The following is a 17,390-nucleotide window of genomic DNA, read 5'->3' as shown; positions in this document are numbered from 1 at the left end:
ATGTCTCACTACGATGTGAAGGAACTGGTCCGTTCCATCGTCATCGACACGCTCGGAATCGACGCCGCCGTATACCGCACCGATCTCGTTCTCAGCGCCGATCTCGGACTGGAATCGCTCGACCTGCTGGACATCTTCTTCCGCATCGAATGCAGTGCGCCGGTCGTTCTCTCGGTGGAACGCTGCGGACGTTATCTCCAGGGCGATGTGGCCGACGCGGAATTCTGCGACGCCGGAGGAATCATCAGCCGCCGCGGGCTGGCACAACTGCGCACCGTCATGCCGCAGCTCGACCCCGCGGAATGGGAAGGCCGGCTCACCCTCGACCGGATGCTCGACCGGATGACCGTCCAGAACCTGATCTCCATGGTCGAGGACCTGCTCGCCGAGGGGCGGGCCGCCCATGCCTGAGCACGGGCCGAGCGTCCTTCGGATCGGCAGCTACGGCGTCGACGCCGACGCTCTCGACAGGCTGATCGCCCGGCACGGCGCCAAGGCGCTGGAACTGCCCGCCGGTGGCGGCTCCGCCGTCCGGTGGGCACTGCGCCAGGCCGCCCTGCGCGCCCTCGCCGCACCGCCGCGGGTGGCCGGCCGGTGGCGTGACGTCGACCTCCTCGGCACGGACGGCGGTCCTTACACCCTGATCTTCCGGGGTGAGGTCGCCCGTTTCGCGGAGACGGTTCTGCGCGGCGACATCTCCCTCTCCGTCACCACCGGCGCCGGCCGTGTCACCGCCCACGCGGTCATGACGCGCGGCAGCGGCCCGGCACGTCCCTCCCACGAAGAAACAGAGGTATGCAGGTGACCACTGCCACCGAAGCCGCGCTCCTGACGAGCCGGGAGATCATCACCGGCGAGGAGCTGGGCAGCGTCCCGCTCGCCACCCCGGGCGCCGTGGCCTCGGCCGCCCGCCGGGCCGCCGCCGCGGCACCCGCCTGGGCGGCGCGGCCCGCCGCGGAACGCGCCGCGATCCTGTCCCGCGCCGCCGATCTGCTGCTGGAGCGTGACCAGCACGCCATGGACCTCCTGGTCCGCGAAGGCGGCTCCATCACCGGGAAGGCGTTCTACGAGGTGCACGCGGGTGCTGCGGAGCTGCGGCACGCGGCCGCCCTCGCCACCGGCCCCGACAGCCCGCACGGCCCCGGCTCCGAGCCCGGACGGGAGACCGAGGTGACCCGGGTCCCGCTCGGCGTCGTCGGAGTGATCGTGCCGTGGAACTTCCCGCTGCTGCTCGGTATGCGCTCGGTCGCTCCCGCGCTCGCCCTGGGCAACACGGTGCTGCTGAAGCCGGATCCGCACACGCCGCTGTCCGGCGGACGTCTCTTCGCCGAGGTCCTCGCCGACGCGGGGCTGCCAGAGGGCGTCCTGGAAGTGGTCCACGGTGACGCGGACGCCGGAGCGGCCCTGGTCCAGGCGCCGGACGTGGCGATGGTGTCGTTCACCGGTTCCACCGAGGTGGGCCGCGAGATCGGCGCCACCGCCGGCCGGCTGCTCAAGCGGGTCGTCCTCGAACTGGGCGGGCAGAACGCCTACATCGTCCTGCCGGACGCCGACATCGAGCAGGCGGCGTCCGCCGGCTCCTGGGGCTCCTTCCTGCACCAGGGCCAGATCTGCATGGCGGCCCGCCGCCATCTGGTGCACCAGGACGTGGTGGAGGCCTACACCGAGACCCTCGCCCGCCGCGCCGCCGCGCTGCGCATCGGCGACCCGTACCGCACGGACGCCCAGATCGGTCCGGTCATCGAGCACGGGGCGCTCACCCGGATCGCCGCCGCCGTCGAGGAGGCCGTCGCCCAGGGCGCCCGCCTGGTCACCGGCGGGCGGGTGCAGGGCCCGTTCTTCCCGCCCACCGTGCTCGCCGACGTGACACCGAAGATGGCCGTCTTCCACAAGGAGGTCTTCGGGCCGGTCGCCACGATCACGGCCTTCGCCGACGACGACGAGGCGATCGCGCTCGCCAACACCTCCGACTACGGGCTCACCGCCGCCGTCTACACGTCCGACGCCGACCGCGGACGCGCGCTCGCGCCCCGGCTGCGCTGCGGCGTCGTCCATGTCGGCGACCAGACCGTCAACCACGACCCGGCGCTGCCGTTCGGCGGCATCGGGGCCTCCGGCAACGCCTCCGGATTCGGCGGCCGGGCCGCACTCGACGCGTTCACCCGCTGGCACACCCTCACCACCAGCAGCCCCGCCCGCGCCTACCCGTTCTGAGAGGAGCTCCCGATGGACCTCAAGGTCGTCACCGAGCCACGTATAGCCGCTCCGCCCGAGGGAACCGTGGTGCTGCTGATCGGCACCCGCATCAACAAGTTCTGGATGGTGCACCGCTGGCTGCCCGTCATCGCCTCGATGATCCCCATGCTGATCGAGCTGAAGAAGAACAAGGACCACGGCTTCCTCTACTCGCGGGCCTGGTTCAACCGCACCGTGATCATGCTCCAGTACTGGCGCAGCATGGACGACCTGATGCGCTACTCGCACAACACGGAGGGCAAGCACCGCTCCATGTGGGCCTGGTTCAACCGGGCCGTGCGCAACGACGGCGCCGTCGGCATCTTCCACGAGGCGTACATCGTCGACCCGGCGCGGATGCACACCGTCTACCGGAACATCCCCGTCTTCGGGATCGCCGCCGCCACCGAGTCCGTACCGCAGCGCGTCCGTCCGCCGGTCCCGGGCAGCGCCGAGCCGGAGCGGGCGTGATCGGCCGTGAGCCGGCAACAGGGCCCGGTGAGGGCCGACCAGGAGGTGCAGTGGCGCAGATGCGGGGCGTGCGGCGCCTTCGTCTACGTCAAGCGCCTGGACCGCAACAGGAAGGTGTGCCCGGAGTGCCGGTTCCACTTCCGCATCCCCCCGCACACCCGGATCGAGCAGCTGGCGGACGCCGACAGCTTCCGGTCGTTCCCCGACGACCACCGCCCGCGTGACCTGCTGAAGTTCACGGACAGCAAGCCCTATCCCGACCGGCTGCGGGACGCGCAGGCCAGGACCGGCCGGCAGGACGCCCTGGTCGCGGGAGAGATGACGATCGAGGGCCGCCGACTGGTCGTGGCCGCCGTCGACTTCGGCTTCATGGGCGGCAGCATGGGCGCCGTGGTCGGCGAGGGCATCGCCGCGGCGGCACGTCACGCACTGTCCCGGCGGCTGCCCCTGCTGCTGATCGCCGCGTCGGGCGGCGCGCGCATGCAGGAAGGCGCGCTGTCGCTGATGCAGATGGCCAAGACGGCCCAGTGGGTCGCCCGGCTGCGCGAGGCCCGGCTGCCGGTGATCAACCTCAACACCGACCCCACCTTCGGCGGCGTCAGCGCCTCCTTCGCCATGCTCGGCGACGTCATCCTCGCCGAACCGGGCAGCCTGATCGGCTTCGCCGGTCCCCAGGTCATCCGCAACACGATCCGCCAGGAACTGCCCGCCGGCTTCCAGAGCGCCGAGTTCCTGCTCGAGCACGGCATGATCGACGCGGTCGTCCCCCGGGAGAACCAGCGGGAGCACCTCGCCCGGTTGCTGACCCTGCTCGGCCCCTCGGTGCCCGAACTGCCGGAGGTGGGCGGCGCGGAGCCGCTCACCGAACCGCCCCCGGCCGTCCGCGGCACCCGCGACACCGTCGCCCTGGCCCGCAACATCGGGCGGCCCACCACCGAGGAGTACATCGGCCACGTCTTCGACGACTTCGTGAGCCTGCACGGCGACCGGGTCTTCGGGGACGACCAGGCGCTGACCGGCGGCATCGCCCGGCTCGGCGGCCGGAACGTCGTCGTGCTCGGTCACCAGAAGGGCCATGACACCCAGGCGCTGGTCCGCAGCAACTTCGGCATGCCCAACCCCGAGGGCTACCGCAAGGCGCTGCGGCTGATGCGGCTGGCGGACCGCTTCGGCCTGCCCGTCGTGGCGTTCATCGACACCCCGGGCGCCTTCCCCGGCATCGGGGCGGAGGAGAGGGGGCAGAGCCTCGCCATCGCCGAGTGCATCCTGGAACTCTCCCGGCTGCGCGTCCCGGTGGTCTCGGTGGTCACCGGTGAGGGCGGCAGCGGCGGTGCGCTGGCGCTGGGTGTCGCGAACTCGGTGCTGATGCTGGAGAACGCGTACTACTCGGTGATCAGCCCGGAGGGCTGTTCCACGATCCTGTTCGGCACCGCGGACCGCGCCGGCCAGGCGGCCGACGCGCTCCGGCTGACCGCCGGGGACCTGCTGCGCCTCGGCGTGGTCGACGCGATCGTGCCCGAGCCGCCGGACGGGGCGCACACGGCGCCGTATCCGACGGCACTCAATGTGAAGACCGCTCTGGTGCGGACCCTGGGTCCGCTGCTCGACCTCCCGGGGGACCGGCTCGTCGAGCTGCGCCGGGAGCGTTTCGACCGGTTCGGGCACCCCGAACGTCAGCCCATCGTCGACTGGGAGAAGCGTGATGACCACTGAGGCGTCCGAGGCGCCGACCGCCGCCGGCACGATGACGGTCGAAGAGCTCAGAGCGCAGACCCGGCTGCTGGCCGGTGAACTGCCGGGCACCCTGCGCCGGATCACGCTGCGGGCCGGCGGGATCAGCGTCGACGTCGAGTGGGAGACGGCCCCGGCCGCCGCCCCCGGCGCGGTGCTCCCCGCGCCCGCGCCGGCCGCCGCGCCCGCTCCCGCCGCACCGCAGAGCGCGGACGCACCCGCCGAGGACGCGGCGCCCGCGGGACTCGTCCAGGTCACGGCGCCGCTGGTCGGCACCTACTACCAGGCGCCGTCGCCCGGAGCGGAGCCGTTCGTCCAGGTCGGGGACATCGTCGAACCCGGCACGCAACTGGCCGTCGTCGAGGCGATGAAGCTGCTCAACTCCATCACCGCCGACGTCCGGGGCCGGGTGCACGCCGTCCACGCCCGGGACGGCGAGGTGGTCGAGTACGCCCAGCCGCTCATCGATCTCGTCCCGGTCGACTGAGCCGCCGCCACACACGGGAGGACCGAGACGTGTTCGACAAGGTGCTCATCGCCAACCGGGGTGAGATCGCGCTGCGGATCATCCGTTCCTGCCGCGATCTGGGCGTACGGACGGTGGCGGTCTACTCGACGCCCGACGCCGACGCCCAGTTCGTCAAGGCCGCGGACGAGGCCGTCCACATCGGCCCGGGCGCCCCCGCCCGCAGTTATCTCAACATCCCCAACATCATCGGAGCGGCCGTCCGTACCGGAGCGGAGGCCATCCATCCCGGATACGGATTCCTCTCGGAGGACCCGTACTTCGCCGAGATCTGCGCCGACGACGGCATCACGTTCATCGGTCCCCCGGCGGACGTGATGGAGAACGTCGGCGACAAGGCGACCGCGCGACGGCTGATGACGGCGGCCGGCCTGCCGCTGCTGCCGGGCACGGTCGAGCCGGTCGACTCGGTGGACGCGGCCGTGGCCGTGGCGGCGGAGATCGGCTATCCGGTCATCATCAAGGCGGTGGCCGGCGGCGGAGGGCGCGGCATCACCGTCGTGCACGATCCGAAGGACCTGCGCGACGCCTACACCGCCACCCGGGCGAGCGCCCAGGCCGTCTTCAAGAACAGCGCCGTCTACATGGAGCGCTACCTGCGAAAGACCCGGCACATCGAGGTCCAGGTCGTCTGCGACGACTTCGGCGGCGCGGTCCATCTCGGCGAACGCGACTGCTCGGTGCAGCGCAGGCACCAGAAGCTCATCGAGGAGTCGCCCTCCGCGATGGTCTCCCCGGAGCTGCGGCACCGGCTCGGGGAGGCCGCCGTGGCGGGGGCCCGTGCGGTGGGCTACCGGGGGGCCGGCACCGTGGAGTTCCTGCTGGAGGCCGGCGACGAGGCTTTCTGGTTCATGGAGATGAACGCCCGTATCCAGGTCGAGCACCCGGTCACCGAACTGGTCACCGGGGTCGACCTGGTGTCCGAACAGCTGCGTGTGGCCTCCGGCAGCCCCCTGTCCTTCAAGCAGGAGGACATCGAGATCCGCGGCCACGCCATCGAGTGCCGTATCAACGCCGAGGACCCCGCACGGGGATTCGTCCCCACCCCCGGCCTGCTGGAGGAGTACCGGGTCCCGGGCGGCCCCTGGGTCCGCGTCGACACCGACTATGTGGCCGGTTCGCGGGTGAGTCCCTACTACGACTCCATGATCGGGAAGCTCATCGTGTGGGGGCCGGACCGCGACACCTGCATCGACCGCGCCCTGCGCGCGCTCTCGGAGTTCGACGTCCGCGGGCCCGGCGTGCACACCACCGTACCGATGCACCAGGAGATCCTCCGGCACCCCGAGTTCCGCGGGGGCGACATCGCGACGGACTTCCTCGGGCGTCACTTCTCGCTGTGAGCAGCACACCGGAAGAAGGGAAACACACACCGGAACGGGGGACCGCCGTGCCGTCGGACGAACTCACGCCCCAGGACATCGACGTCTACCGGCAGTTGCTGGAGACGTCCCCGGACGCGGAGGAGAGCGCGCGGCGGCTCGGGCTCTCCCACGACCAGGTCGCCGAGTCCGTGAAGCGGCTCACGGCCCGCCGGCTGCTCCGCCCGGACGGCCCCGGCCGACACGAGGCGCTCTCCCCGGCCGTCGCCGCCGCCGCGCTCACCGCCGCCTGCCACACGCGGGTGCACGAACTGGTGCGGCTGATCGACACCACCCGCCGTGAACTGGGGCCGCTGGGCTCGGCGTACGAGGCGCACCGGCGGCAGGAGCTCGACGGCACCACGACCGAGCTGTTCACCGACGGCGACGCCGTACGGCACCGGCTCGCCGACCTGTCCGCGCAGGTGCGCCGCAGCGTGCTCACCGCCCACCCCACACTGGGCAGCCCCGAGACGCTGCGCGCCGCCCTGGACCTCGACCGCGGACTCCTCGATCGCGGTGTGCGGTACCGGACGGTGGTGCCGCACACCGCTCGCCGGCAGCGCGAGGCACTGCAGCACGTCAGGCGCCTCGGCCGGCTGGGGGCCCAGGTGCGCACCGCCGCCGTGATACCCGGCAGGATGATCCTGCTCGACGACACCTTCGCGTTCGTGTCCACGGGCTCGGGCGGTGCCGCACTGCTCCGCGATCCGGTCGCGGTCGGCTTTCTGTCGGTGATTTTCGACCACATCTGGGAACACGCCAGAACGGTCGGCGGCGGAAGTCACGACGACACGGTCTTCGAAGACGTGGAACTGGAAATTCTGCGCCACCTGGAGCGGGGAAGATCCGACGAGTTCATGTCCCGCAGGCTGGGTATCTCCACCCGGACGCTGAGCCGTTACCTCGCCGGAATGTGCGAAAAGCTCCAGGTGGACACCCGTTTCCAACTGGGCATGGCAGCGGCCAGACTTGGCCTCACGGGCGACGGCCGGGAGCCGGACACCGAGGGATAGGAATTCCTGATCCTTCCTATCAGGAATGCCGACCTGCGCCGCTGGACCGGGCGGCGCCGGCCCATGGATAGTTTCCATGACGTAACTCCTTTTCTCTCCGGGGGAACGAATGAACGGCACCGCTTCTGCTCCGGGACTGAGAGTCGTTGTTTCCGGCCTGTCCTCCGACGCCCATATGTGGAACCTTGTCTTCCTTCAGTTGCTGCTGGAGGAACGCGGCCACGACGTCTCGAACCTGGGCAATGTGACGCCCGACGCGACGATCATCGCGGCATGCCGCAGCCGGCGGCCGGACCTGCTCGTCATCAGCAGCGTCAACGGACACGGCCGGCTGGACGGACTGCGCCTCGTCCGCGCTCTGCGCGCCACCCCCGAACTCGCCGCCCTGCCCGTCGTCATCGGCGGGAAACTCGCCGTCGACGACCGCGACCACGCGGAGGCCACCGCGCTGCTGACGGCGGCCGGTTACGACGCGGTGTTCGACGACGCGGCCGCGGGCGGACCCGACGCGGCCCTGGCGCGCTTCGACGACTTCCTCGGCGGCGTCGTCGCCCACCGGCACCGCTCCGGCCTCACGCCGATCCGCCCCGTGCCCGCTCCCGCGGCGGTCGGCCCCGTGACGGCGTTCCCCGTGCCCGGTCCCGTGACGGCGTTCCCCGCGCCCCGGCTCGCCGTTCCGGCGGGGGCGGCGTGATGGAGACCGACCGGTTCACCGGCATGGTGCGCCACGCCCGACGCGCGGGACACCTCGTCATCCAGTCCCGGATGGGCTTCGGTGAACTCGACCGCATGCGCGCCGGACTGCGCGCCGTGCGGGACGCCGGCCCCTTTACGGCCGGCACCGTCACGCTCGACAGCTACACCCGCTGTCACGACTTCACGGCCGCGCGCCGCGCCCTTCGCGAACACCCCGAGAGCCTCAACGGATTCCCGCTCATCGCCCACGGAGTGCCCGCGGTGCGTTCCCTGCTGGAGGAGACGTCCTCGCCCGCGTTCCCGGTCCAGGTCCGCCACGGCACCCCCCGGCCCCTGCGGGTGCTCGACGCCATGGTCCGGGCCGGCGTCGACGCCACGGAGGGCGGGCCCGTCTCGTACTGCCTGCCCTACAGCCGGGTCCCGCTCGGTCAGGCCGTGCGCGAATGGAGCGCCGGCTGCGAACTGCTCGCGAGGCAGCCGGTTCCGATGCACGTGGAGACGTTCGGCGGCTGCATGCTGGGCCAGTTGTGCCCGCCGTCCCTGCTGGTCGCCCTCGGGGTGCTGGAGGCGATGTTCTTCCAGGAGCACGGTCTCATGGGCGTCTCCCTCAGCTACGCCCAGCAGGTGCACCCGGGGCAGGACCGGGAGGCCCTGGCGGCGTTACGGCGCCTCGCCGACGAGCGGCTGGCCGGCACCGGCCACCACATCGTCCTCTACACGTTCATGGGCGTCTTCCCCCGCACCGCCGACGGCAGCCGCCGGCTGCTCGCGGAGAGCGTGCCGCTCGCCGTGCAGGGCGGCGCGGACCGGTTGATCGTCAAGACTCCGGCCGAGGCGCACCGCATCCCCACGATCGAGGAGAACGCGGCGGCGATCGCGTTCGCCCGCTCCGTGGCGGACGCCACCGACGCGAACGGCGGGCCGGAGCCCACGTCCACGGGCCTGTACGAAGAGGCGAGGGCACTCGTCGACGCCACCCTCGAACTGGGCGGCAGCATCGGCCGATGCCTCGTCGCGGCCTTCGCCCGGGGCCTGCTCGATGTGCCCTTCTGCCTCCACCCCGACAACGCCAACCGCGCGCGGACCACCATCGACGCACGGTCCATGCTCCGCTGGAGCGACGCGGGCGGTATGCCCGTGACGGCCGTCCGGGACAGCGGTCCCCTCACCGCACGGCGGCTCACCGAGCTGCTCACCTTCAACCGGCGCCGCTTCGACAGTCCGGAACGCGAACCGCTCGGGAGCCCCGCATGAACCGCCCGGCCACCACCGCCACCCTCCGGTCCGCCAAGGTCCGCGGGGCAGTGCGCGTCGCCGTGTCCCAGGGCGTCCGCGGCCTGTCGCTGCGCACGCCCGCCGGGCGGTGGACGGGGCTCGACACGGACATCGCCCGGGCCGTCGCCGCGGCCGCCCTCGAGGACGCCGAGGCGATCGACTGGGTCCCGGTACGCGCCACCGACCGGCTGCGCACCCTGGAGTCGGGCCGGGCCGATCTCACGGTGTGCAACCTGACCTGGACGATGGGCCGTGAGGCCACGGGCGCGGTGCTCTTCGCCGGCATCACCTGCTACGACGGCGAGGGCTTCCTCGTGCGTGCCGCCGACGGGCTGGCCGATCCGGCCGACCTCGCCGGCCGGCGTCTCGCCGTCCACAACGGCTGTACCACCGTGGTCAACCTCGAGTCGTGGTACGGCCCGCTGGGCCTCGAGGTCGAGCCTGTCGGCTTCGACGACCCGGCCGACGCGCTGGCCGCCTACGCCTGTGGGGACTGCGCCGCCTATGTGCTGGACCGTACGGCGCTGGCCGGTGCCCGGGCCTGTCTGCCACGGCCGCAGGACCACCGGATCCTCCCGGTGTCGATCTCCCGGGAGCCCATGGCCGCGGCGGTCCACGAGGCCGACCCGCACTGGTTCCGGCTGGTCCGGTGGGTGCTCCAACTGCTGGTGGCCGCCGAGCACGAGGGCCCGGAGGCCGCGGCCCGTCTGGCGGGCCCCCACGGGCCGTCGGCCGGGCTGGACGAGAAGTGGGCCGACAGGGTCCTGTCCGCGGTCGGGACCTACGGCGACGTCTACGAAAGGAACCTGGGCGCCGCGTCCGGTCTCGACGTGCCCAGGGGGGTGAACGAGCTGTGGACGGCGGGCGGCCTGCACTACGCCGTCCCGCTGCACTGATCCCGTCCCGACCCGCCCGCAGACCCCCGCCCTGATCCCCGAGATCCCTGACCCGCCCGCACCGATCCGAACGTCACCGAGAGGGAGTCGAGGCGTATGACCAACGAGGCCGTGACGGCCGCAGCCCGGCAGCGCAGAGGCGCCGTCCAGCTCATCGCGGCCATGGGGCTGTCGGGGACGCTGGGTGTGTTCGTCCTGGAGTCCGGCGCCTCCTCCTTCAACGTGGTGTTCTTCCGCTGCCTCTTCGGAGCCCTCGCCCTGGCCGCGTACTGCCTCTTCCGCGGCTACCTGAAGAACACCCGGCTGACCCGGGGCACCCTCGCGCTCGCGGCGCTCGGCGGCGTGTTCATCGTCTTCAACTGGGTGCTGCTGTTCGACGCGTACAGCCGTACGTCGATATCCGTGGCCACCGTCGTCTACCACACCCAGCCGTTCTACGTGGTGCTGCTGGGAGCGCTCCTCTTCAAGGAACGGCTCGACCGGTACCGCGCCGGCTGGATCGCCGCCGCCTTCGCCGGCGTGGTGCTCGTGGCGGACCTGCCCGGCGCCGACCTCGGCGGCAGCGAGGGCTATCTGCTGGGCGTCGGCGAGGCTCTGGTGGCGGCCCTCTTCTACGCCTTCGCCACGGTCATCGCCAAACGGCTGACCACGCTGCGCCCCGAAGTCACCGCTCTCGTCCAGGTGCTGGTCGGCATCCCGCTGCTGCTGCCGTTCACACGGCTCGGCGACACCGCGGGTCTCGACGCCCGCTGGGGCTGGCTCGTCGGCCTCGGCGTGATCCACACCTGCGTGATGTACATCCTTCTGTACTCCTCGTACCAGAAGCTGGCCACCGACCGGATCGCGGTGCTGTCCTTCGTGTATCCGGCGGTGGCCATCCTCGTGGACCTCACCGTCTACGGGCACCGCATCGACGCCCTCCAGGCCCTCGGCGTCGTGCTGATCGCCGCGGCGGCCCTCGCCGTGAACCTCGGCCGGCTGCCCCTGCCGCCCGGCGGGCGCCGCCGGACGGCCGGGGAAGCCGGCCCCACCGCCCCGCCGAAGGCAGAGGCGGTGCGTCGATGACGCCGCCGTCACGGGTGTGCGGCCCCACAGGCCCCGTCCTGGAAGCCGTACCAGCAGCTCTGGCACCCGCAGCCGGACCCGTACAGATCGGAGAAGTCTGATGACGCTCGTCACCGACCCAGCAGCCCCACGCATCGCCATCGTCGGTGCGACGGGAGTGGTGGGCAACACCCTCATCGAGCTGATCGAGGAGAGGGGGCTGCACTACCGCGAGATGCATCTGGTGGCCTCGGCCCGCAGCGCCGGACGGGAGCTGATGGTGGACGGCCGGCCGTACGCCGTCCAGGACCTGGAGGACTTCGACTTCGGCCGGGCCGACATCGCCTTCTTCTCCGCCGGCACCCCGGTCAGCACCGAGTGGGTGCCCGTCGCGGCCGCCAAGGGCACGCTCGTGATCGACAACACCAACGCCTTCCGCATGGACCCGGACACCCCCCTGGTGGTCCCGCAGGTCAACGCCCATGTGCTGGAACGGCGTCCGCTGAGCGGCATCGTCGCCAACCCCAACTGCTCCACCATCCCGCTGGTGCGCGTGCTGCAACCGGTCGAGCACCGCTGGGGCATCCGCCAGGTGGTGGCCAGCACCTACCAGGCCGCCTCCGGCCAGGGCCACCACGGCATCGAGGAGCTGCTGGAGGGCACCGAACTGGCGCTGCGCGACCCGGACGCCGAGCTGCCGGCCGAGCGCTTCAAGCCGCCGCTCGCCTTCAACGTGGTCCCCTCCATCGACCGGCTCCTGGACACCGGGTTCACCCTGGAGGAGCAGAAGATGCTCCAGGAGTCGCGGAAGATCCTCGACAGGCCCCATCTGGACCTCACCGCCACCTGCGTCCGCGTGCCCGTGGTCAACTCCCACTCGGAGGCGGTCTGGGTGGAGGCGGGCGCGCCGGTCGACCGCAAGGAACTCGTCGGCCTGCTGGCCGCGCTGCCCGAGGTCACCGTGCACGACGCGGAGAACCCGGCCGCCTTCCCGACCCCGCTGAGGGCCGGGCACCCCGACCACGTGCACGTCGGCCGGATCCGGGTGTCCCCGGACAATCCGCGCGGCTTCTGGCTCTGGCTGGTCTCCGACAACCTCCGCGTCGGCGCCGCGCTCAACGCCATCCAGGTGGCCGAGCACGTCCTCCGGCACGGCTTCATGGCGGGAGGCACCCGGTGAACGGACCGGAGGTACTGAAATTCGGCGGCTCCACCTTCCGCACCCACGCCGCCTACGAGGAGCTCGCGGCCGGGCTCGAGGAACGCGTCCGCCGAGGCGGACGTCCGACGGCCGTCGTGGTCAGCGCCATGCAGGGCGAGACCGAAGGGCTGCGCGGCCGGCTGCACGAGGTCAACCCGCGGCCCGAGGACGCCACGTCCGCCGGGATGCTGGCCACCGGCGACCTCCTCAGCGCCCATCTGCTGGCCGCCGCACTGCACCGCAGGGGCCGCACCGCCACGGTGCTCGCCGGCCACCAGCTCGGCCTGACCACCGACAACTCCTACCTGTGGGCGCGCGTGGTGCGGACCGATCCCGCGCCGTTGCGCCGCGCGCTGGCCGAGCACGAGGTCGTCGTGGTGCCCGGGGGACAGGCCGTCGACGCGGAAGGACGGCCGACCTGGCTCGGCAAGAACAGCTCCGACCTGTCGGCGCTGGCGGTCGCCCGTGCCGTCGGCAGCGGCGTCTGCGAGATCCATTCGGACGTCGACGGCATCTACACCTCTGATCCGCACCTGATCGCCGGAGCCCGCATCCTGCCCCGGGTCTCGTACAACATGGCGGCCCTGATGTCGCTCTACGGGGCCAAGGTCCTGCACCGCCGCGCCGTGCAGCTCGCGCTGCGGCACCGGATCGAGATCGTGCTCCGCTACAACCGCGCCCCGTTCTCCGCCGGCACGACGATCAGCGCCGAGGGCACCCAGATGTCCGCCGTGGTCTTCAACCAGCGCTCCGTGGTGCTCGGTTACCCCGACGACGCCCGGGCCGACGCGGCGCACAACGCCTTCCACGGCGCCGGCATCGACACGGTGCGGCTCACGGGCCGCCCGGGGGTCGCGGTGGTCGGCGGCTACGTCGACGTGGAGGCCGTCCAGCGCAGGGCCGGGGTCGAGCCGGGACGGGAGATGGGAGTGCCCGTCGCGGAGGTGCGTGGCAGCAAGGTCACGATGCACCTCGCGGAGAGCGGCGAGGACGCGCTCCACCTGGCGCAGCGGCTGCACGACGGGATGGACTTCCCTCAGCCGAGGGACGCGGTCGCGCTGGCAGGGGTGTGAGGACGTGGTGACGGCATTCCCGGTCCACGGGGAACCCCTCGGCCGCGACGGCACGCCCGCGGGGCCCGGCGCCCCGACCCGTCTGGACCTGGTGGTGCCCGACGCGGTACGCGACACCCTCCACGGCGGCCTCGCGGAACTGCCCGATCCGACGGGGAACATCGACAGGGCCACCGCGCGGTGCCATCAGGTGTTCGCGGCGCTGCCCACCGAACTGCTCCAGGCCGTCATGGACTTCGGCCGGCACATCGACACGGCCGGCGTCGCCCTGGTGCGCAACCTTCCCGTCGACGACATGCTGCCGCCGACGCCCGACGACGGCGGGCCGAGCCGCGCCAAACGCGGCTTCGTCTCGGAGGGGGTGCTGCTGGGGCTGACCGGACTGCTCGGCGAACCCCTGGGAGTGCTCACCGAGAAGGACGGCCGCCTGATCCACGACATCGTGCCGGTCGCCGGCGGGGAGCGGACCCAGACCAACCAGAGCTCGGCGGTCTTCCTGAACTTCCACAGCGACATCACCTACGACCCGACGGGCCGGTACGACGTCGCCAATCCGGACTTCCTGGTGCTCAACTGCCTGCGCGGCGACCCCTCGGGGGCCGCGGTCACCTACTACGCCGACGCCCGGGACATCTGCGGCCGGCTGCCGGAGGAGGAGCTGAGTCTGCTGCGCAGTCCGCTGTTCCGGCTCAACGCGCCGGGCAGCTACACCCGCAGTGCCGCGGGCGGTGCGGAGGTGCTGTCCGAACCGGTCCCGGTCATCAGCGGCCCGGAGGCCTTTCCGGAGATCGCCGTGTCGGCCAACGGAGTGCGCCCGCTGAGCGAGGAGGCGGCGGCCGCGTTCGAGCGGCTCCAGCGGACGTGCCGCGAGGTGGCACACCCCGTCAGGCTGGAGCCCGGCCAGGCCCTCCTGGTCAACAACCGCAAGGGCGTTCACGCGAGGTCGCCGTTCACCGCCCGCCATGACGGGCGGGACCGATGGCTCCAGCGCACGTACGTCCGGCGCAGCCTGTGGGACATCCGGTACCGCGTGACCCCGACCGACCGCCGCGTCCACTTCTGACCGGACCCGGCTGTGTGGCGGATCGCCGGTCTTCGGGGGGCGGTCCAGGGGGCGGCCCTGTCTCGTCCCGCCACGGCCCGGCGGCCGATGGCCTGAACCGGAACGGCGCACGGCCGTGGCGCGGCGGGTTGTTCGACCGGCCCTCGGCCCGGCGGCGGTCGGCCTGCCGGCCGGCGAGTCCGGGTGCCGGGGCCTCGAACGGCGTGACGGCCCGCCGGGACGGCGGGCCGTCACGAGGCCCAGAGGCTAGCGGTGCCGCCGCGGCCAGTGGAGAGTGCCGCATTTGGCTCCGACTGCCCGGAGCCGACCGGCCATTGGCATATTCCCCGACATCAATACTCCTTTGGCCTGTACCACTGGGTCAGAACTGATCACGCTCGGCGGCGGTGGAGCCTTCGCCCGGCATCGGGGAGTCCCACTTGTCGTCCGCGAGAATGACTCCGGATAACGAGTTGCCTTCGGGAACGGACGCGGTCACCCCTGCCATGGAATGGATCACCGCGAGCGCCAGCACGGTCACCGAGATTCCATGAGCCAGGAAACGGTGTGCCTTCGCCATCGTGTATTTCCCTCTCGTTGTTCATCCGACGCGTGCCCTCTCCGGCCGCAAGAACAAGGTGGCACTAGTGAAGATCGAGTTCGAGTGGCATGAAGTGTCCTATGATGGAGCGGCAGCAAGTGGATAGCGACAAATCGGGCAATTGGCTGGGGTTGGTGACCGATGGGGGAGCATCAACTGCTGGGTGGCGTCGCGGCCGAGGTCTACGAATACGCATTGCGTAACGGAACGTTCAAGGACGAGGAGATCGCAGGTCGCCTGGGCGTCGATGTCCAGCTGATCAGTGAGGCCCGCGAGGCACTGCAGGATCTCCGGCTGCTCGCGGTATCGGCGAACGGCCGTGTCGTGGCCGCTCTCGATCCGGACATCGCCGAGGCCGAACTGGTCACGCCGCTCGAGCTGTCCATCGCCCAGCGGCGCCGCGAGATCGCCGGCATACACCAGGAGTTGCGGGTCCTGTCGGAGGTGTACCGCTCCCGGGCCCGGTCCACGGACGACGATGTGCCTATCCGGGTCCTCGACGACTTCGAGGACGTCCGGCGGGAGATCGACCTCGCCCGCCGGCGCTGCACGGAGGAGCGCATCAGCCTCCAGCCCGGCGGCGGCCGCAGCGCCGAATTGCTGGAGCAGGATCTCCTGCAGACGCTGGAGATGAGAAAGCGCGGTATCCGTATCCGCACGCTCTATCAGAACACCGCCCGCGCGAGCCTCGCCACCCGCACCTATGTGCGCCAGATCTGCGCACAGGGCGCGGAGGTCAGGACCGCCGAGGAGCTGTCCGAGCGGCTGATCATCTACGACCGCAAGTTCGCGTTCATTCCCAAGGAGCGCACCGGCAAGAAGCCGCCCGGCGCCGCGCTCGTCACCGACCCCACGGTGGTCGCCTATCTCTGCCGGTCCTTCGAGTCCATCTGGCAGGCGAGCCAGCCGTTCGAGATCGGCCGGACCGCCGAATACCAACAGATCACAGAAGATCTGCGGGTGTCGATCACGCGGCTCATGGCGAAAGGCCTCAAGGACGAGGGCATCGCGCGCCGGCTCGGCATGGCGACCCGGACCTGCCGCCGCCACATCTCCGCCATCATGGAGGAGGTCGGCGCCACCAGCCGTTTCCAGGCCGGACTTCTCCTCGCGCAGCAGGGATTGATCCCCGATACGAGCGCTGTGCCCGCGAATCCGGACAGCGGCGAAGTGGCAGATTCCTGACGGTCATTGTCCCCGATCGGACAGGCCGTTGTTCTGGTGCCCCCATTGTCCGGCTGATTTCCTGGTTCATGCGCCACGAGTTCGGCGACAACCGGACCACGGAGGGGGACATGGACATTCGGCAGTTGGCGACATTTCACAAGGTGGCGACGCTGCTCAGTTTCACCCGCGCGGCGGTGGAACTGAAGTACGCGCAATCCAGTGTCACCGCGCATGTCAAAGCCCTCGAGGAATCGCTCGAGGTGAATCTCTTCGACCGTCTCGGCGGCCGGGTCGAACTCACGGACGCGGGGCGACGGCTTCTCCCCTACGCCGAGCAGATGCTCGCCCTGGCGGGAGAAGCGCGCGGCGCCGCGCTCGGCTCCGAGGAGCCGGCGGGAGTGCTCACCGTCGGGTCCATGGAGAGCATCACCTCCTACCGGATGCCGCCGCTGCTGGAGTTCTTCCACCACCGCCACCCCGCCCTGCAGATCGTGCTGCGGCCCAGCCTGTGCGCGGAGACCTGCCACGCCCTGCGGCAGGGCATGTTCGACATGGGCTTCCTGATGGAGGCGGAGACCCAGCACCCGGGCGTGCAGACGGAAGTGCTCGGTTCCGAACCGCTCACGGTCGTCGCCGCCCCGGACCATCCGCTCACCCGCGCCGAGAAGGTGACGACGGACGACCTGCGCGCCACCCAGGTCATCTCCGCCGAAGCCGGCTGCGCCTACCGCGAGTTGTTCGAGGCGGAACTCAACGACGGCACCGGGGAATCCCTGCCCTTCCTGGAGTTCGGCACCATAGAGTCCATCAAGCGCGGTGTCGCCGCCGGACTCGGGATCAGCCTGCTGCCGAGCGTCACCGTGGCCGACAGCCTGGAGAGCGGCACCCTCGTGACCCTGCCCTGGACCATCCCGTTCGAGGTCCACACCCAGATCGCCTGGCGGCGCGGCAAGACCCTCTCGCGCGAGATGCGGGTGTTCATCGACCAGACGATCAAGTTCCTCTCGGAGGAGTACGCGCGCCGGCCCTGACGCGGCAGGACCGGCGCGCGCGGC

Annotated in this window: 18 protein-coding genes; 17 read left to right on the top strand and 1 reads right to left on the bottom strand. The window is 71.3% G+C overall.

Annotated elements, in window-relative coordinates:
- From SPRI_RS17115 to SPRI_RS17045, 15 genes are all read left to right on the top strand, one after another.
- Positions 1-411: an acyl carrier protein gene (locus tag SPRI_RS17115; RefSeq protein WP_158685168.1), complete on the top strand. Its 411-nt coding sequence runs from the start codon at positions 1-3 to the stop codon at positions 409-411.
- Positions 404-805 (top strand): hypothetical protein, encoded by a 402-nt coding sequence (locus SPRI_RS17110; protein WP_005314283.1) that lies wholly within the window; start codon positions 404-406, stop codon positions 803-805. The genes SPRI_RS17115 and SPRI_RS17110 overlap by 8 nt, the downstream gene beginning before the upstream one ends.
- Positions 796-2,214, top strand: a complete 1,419-nt coding sequence (locus SPRI_RS17105; RefSeq protein WP_078951259.1) for an aldehyde dehydrogenase family protein — start codon at positions 796-798, stop codon at positions 2,212-2,214. The genes SPRI_RS17110 and SPRI_RS17105 overlap by 10 nt, the downstream gene beginning before the upstream one ends.
- A 12-nt stretch (positions 2,215-2,226) precedes the next feature.
- A complete protein-coding gene (locus SPRI_RS17100; protein WP_005314278.1) occupies positions 2,227-2,706 on the top strand; it encodes a DUF4188 domain-containing protein in 480 nt (159 codons plus the stop codon).
- Positions 2,707-2,712: 6 nt separating this feature from the next.
- Complete coding sequence (locus SPRI_RS17095) at positions 2,713-4,419, top strand: acetyl-CoA carboxylase carboxyltransferase subunit alpha (RefSeq protein WP_005314275.1); 1,707 nt, start codon at positions 2,713-2,715, stop codon at positions 4,417-4,419.
- A complete protein-coding gene (locus SPRI_RS17090) occupies positions 4,409-4,924 on the top strand; it encodes an acetyl-CoA carboxylase biotin carboxyl carrier protein (RefSeq protein ID WP_053557067.1) in 516 nt (171 codons plus the stop codon). The genes SPRI_RS17095 and SPRI_RS17090 overlap by 11 nt, the downstream gene beginning before the upstream one ends.
- A 29-nt stretch (positions 4,925-4,953) precedes the next feature.
- Entirely contained in the window at positions 4,954-6,306 is a 1,353-nt protein-coding gene (gene accC / locus SPRI_RS17085) for an acetyl-CoA carboxylase biotin carboxylase subunit (RefSeq protein WP_005314271.1), read from the top strand.
- Positions 6,303-7,340, top strand: coding sequence for a helix-turn-helix transcriptional regulator (locus SPRI_RS17080; protein ID WP_158685167.1), 1,038 nt, complete (start codon positions 6,303-6,305; stop codon positions 7,338-7,340). Before accC ends, SPRI_RS17080 begins: the two co-directional genes overlap by 4 nt.
- 109 nt (positions 7,341-7,449) lie before the next feature.
- Positions 7,450-8,034, top strand: a complete 585-nt coding sequence (locus tag SPRI_RS37205; RefSeq protein WP_086025594.1) for a cobalamin B12-binding domain-containing protein — start codon at positions 7,450-7,452, stop codon at positions 8,032-8,034.
- On the top strand, positions 8,034-9,290 hold the full coding sequence (locus SPRI_RS17070; protein WP_050791507.1) for a methylaspartate mutase: 1,257 nt from the start codon (positions 8,034-8,036) through the stop codon (positions 9,288-9,290). The genes SPRI_RS37205 and SPRI_RS17070 overlap by 1 nt, the downstream gene beginning before the upstream one ends.
- A complete protein-coding gene (locus SPRI_RS17065; protein ID WP_063805347.1) occupies positions 9,287-10,207 on the top strand; it encodes an amino acid ABC transporter substrate-binding protein in 921 nt (306 codons plus the stop codon). Before SPRI_RS17070 ends, SPRI_RS17065 begins: the two co-directional genes overlap by 4 nt.
- 96 nt (positions 10,208-10,303) lie before the next feature.
- Positions 10,304-11,272: a DMT family transporter gene (locus tag SPRI_RS17060; RefSeq protein WP_037774093.1), complete on the top strand. Its 969-nt coding sequence runs from the start codon at positions 10,304-10,306 to the stop codon at positions 11,270-11,272.
- 100 nt (positions 11,273-11,372) lie between these two features.
- Positions 11,373-12,431: an aspartate-semialdehyde dehydrogenase gene (locus tag SPRI_RS17055; protein WP_005314260.1), complete on the top strand. Its 1,059-nt coding sequence runs from the start codon at positions 11,373-11,375 to the stop codon at positions 12,429-12,431.
- Positions 12,428-13,525: an amino acid kinase family protein gene (locus SPRI_RS17050; RefSeq protein ID WP_037774092.1), complete on the top strand. Its 1,098-nt coding sequence runs from the start codon at positions 12,428-12,430 to the stop codon at positions 13,523-13,525. Before SPRI_RS17055 ends, SPRI_RS17050 begins: the two co-directional genes overlap by 4 nt.
- A gap of 4 nt (positions 13,526-13,529) precedes the next feature.
- Positions 13,530-14,588: a TauD/TfdA family dioxygenase gene (locus tag SPRI_RS17045; protein WP_203227958.1), complete on the top strand. Its 1,059-nt coding sequence runs from the start codon at positions 13,530-13,532 to the stop codon at positions 14,586-14,588.
- A gap of 361 nt (positions 14,589-14,949) precedes the next feature.
- On the opposite strand, the gene SPRI_RS17040 is transcribed toward SPRI_RS17045, so the two are convergent.
- Positions 14,950-15,147: a hypothetical protein gene (locus tag SPRI_RS17040; RefSeq protein ID WP_005314253.1), complete on the bottom strand. Its 198-nt coding sequence runs from the start codon at positions 15,145-15,147 to the stop codon at positions 14,950-14,952.
- A 162-nt stretch (positions 15,148-15,309) separates the two neighbouring features.
- On the opposite strand from SPRI_RS17040, the gene SPRI_RS17035 reads away from it, so the two are divergent.
- Both SPRI_RS17035 and SPRI_RS17030 read left to right on the top strand, forming a co-directional pair.
- The gene (locus tag SPRI_RS17035; RefSeq protein WP_050791505.1) at positions 15,310-16,353 is read left to right on the top strand and encodes a helix-turn-helix transcriptional regulator; all 1,044 of its coding nucleotides are present in this window, start codon (positions 15,310-15,312) and stop codon (positions 16,351-16,353) included.
- 110 nt (positions 16,354-16,463) lie between these two features.
- Positions 16,464-17,366, top strand: a complete 903-nt coding sequence (locus SPRI_RS17030; protein ID WP_005314244.1) for a LysR family transcriptional regulator — start codon at positions 16,464-16,466, stop codon at positions 17,364-17,366.
- The last annotated feature ends 24 nt before the right edge of the window (positions 17,367-17,390 follow it).

The sequence above is a fragment of the Streptomyces pristinaespiralis genome (assembly GCF_001278075.1).
Lineage (GTDB): Bacteria > Actinomycetota > Actinomycetes > Streptomycetales > Streptomycetaceae > Streptomyces > Streptomyces pristinaespiralis.
This window is presented reverse-complemented; position numbering and strand designations above follow the sequence as displayed.

Coding starts and splice junctions, on each gene's coding strand:
- SPRI_RS17115 (WP_158685168.1), top strand. CDS start 1: ATGTCTCACTACGATGTGAAGGAACTGGTCCGTTCCATCGTCATCGAC.
- SPRI_RS17110 (WP_005314283.1), top strand. CDS start 404: ATGCCTGAGCACGGGCCGAGCGTCCTTCGGATCGGCAGCTACGGCGTC.
- SPRI_RS17105 (WP_078951259.1), top strand. CDS start 796: ATGCAGGTGACCACTGCCACCGAAGCCGCGCTCCTGACGAGCCGGGAG.
- SPRI_RS17100 (WP_005314278.1), top strand. CDS start 2,227: ATGGACCTCAAGGTCGTCACCGAGCCACGTATAGCCGCTCCGCCCGAG.
- SPRI_RS17090 (WP_053557067.1), top strand. CDS start 4,409: ATGACCACTGAGGCGTCCGAGGCGCCGACCGCCGCCGGCACGATGACG.
- SPRI_RS37205 (WP_086025594.1), top strand. CDS start 7,450: ATGAACGGCACCGCTTCTGCTCCGGGACTGAGAGTCGTTGTTTCCGGC.
- SPRI_RS17070 (WP_050791507.1), top strand. CDS start 8,034: ATGGAGACCGACCGGTTCACCGGCATGGTGCGCCACGCCCGACGCGCG.
- SPRI_RS17065 (WP_063805347.1), top strand. CDS start 9,287: ATGAACCGCCCGGCCACCACCGCCACCCTCCGGTCCGCCAAGGTCCGC.
- SPRI_RS17060 (WP_037774093.1), top strand. CDS start 10,304: ATGACCAACGAGGCCGTGACGGCCGCAGCCCGGCAGCGCAGAGGCGCC.
- SPRI_RS17055 (WP_005314260.1), top strand. CDS start 11,373: ATGACGCTCGTCACCGACCCAGCAGCCCCACGCATCGCCATCGTCGGT.
- SPRI_RS17040 (WP_005314253.1), bottom strand. CDS start 15,147: ATGGCGAAGGCACACCGTTTCCTGGCTCATGGAATCTCGGTGACCGTG.
- SPRI_RS17035 (WP_050791505.1), top strand. CDS start 15,310: ATGGGGGAGCATCAACTGCTGGGTGGCGTCGCGGCCGAGGTCTACGAA.
- SPRI_RS17030 (WP_005314244.1), top strand. CDS start 16,464: ATGGACATTCGGCAGTTGGCGACATTTCACAAGGTGGCGACGCTGCTC.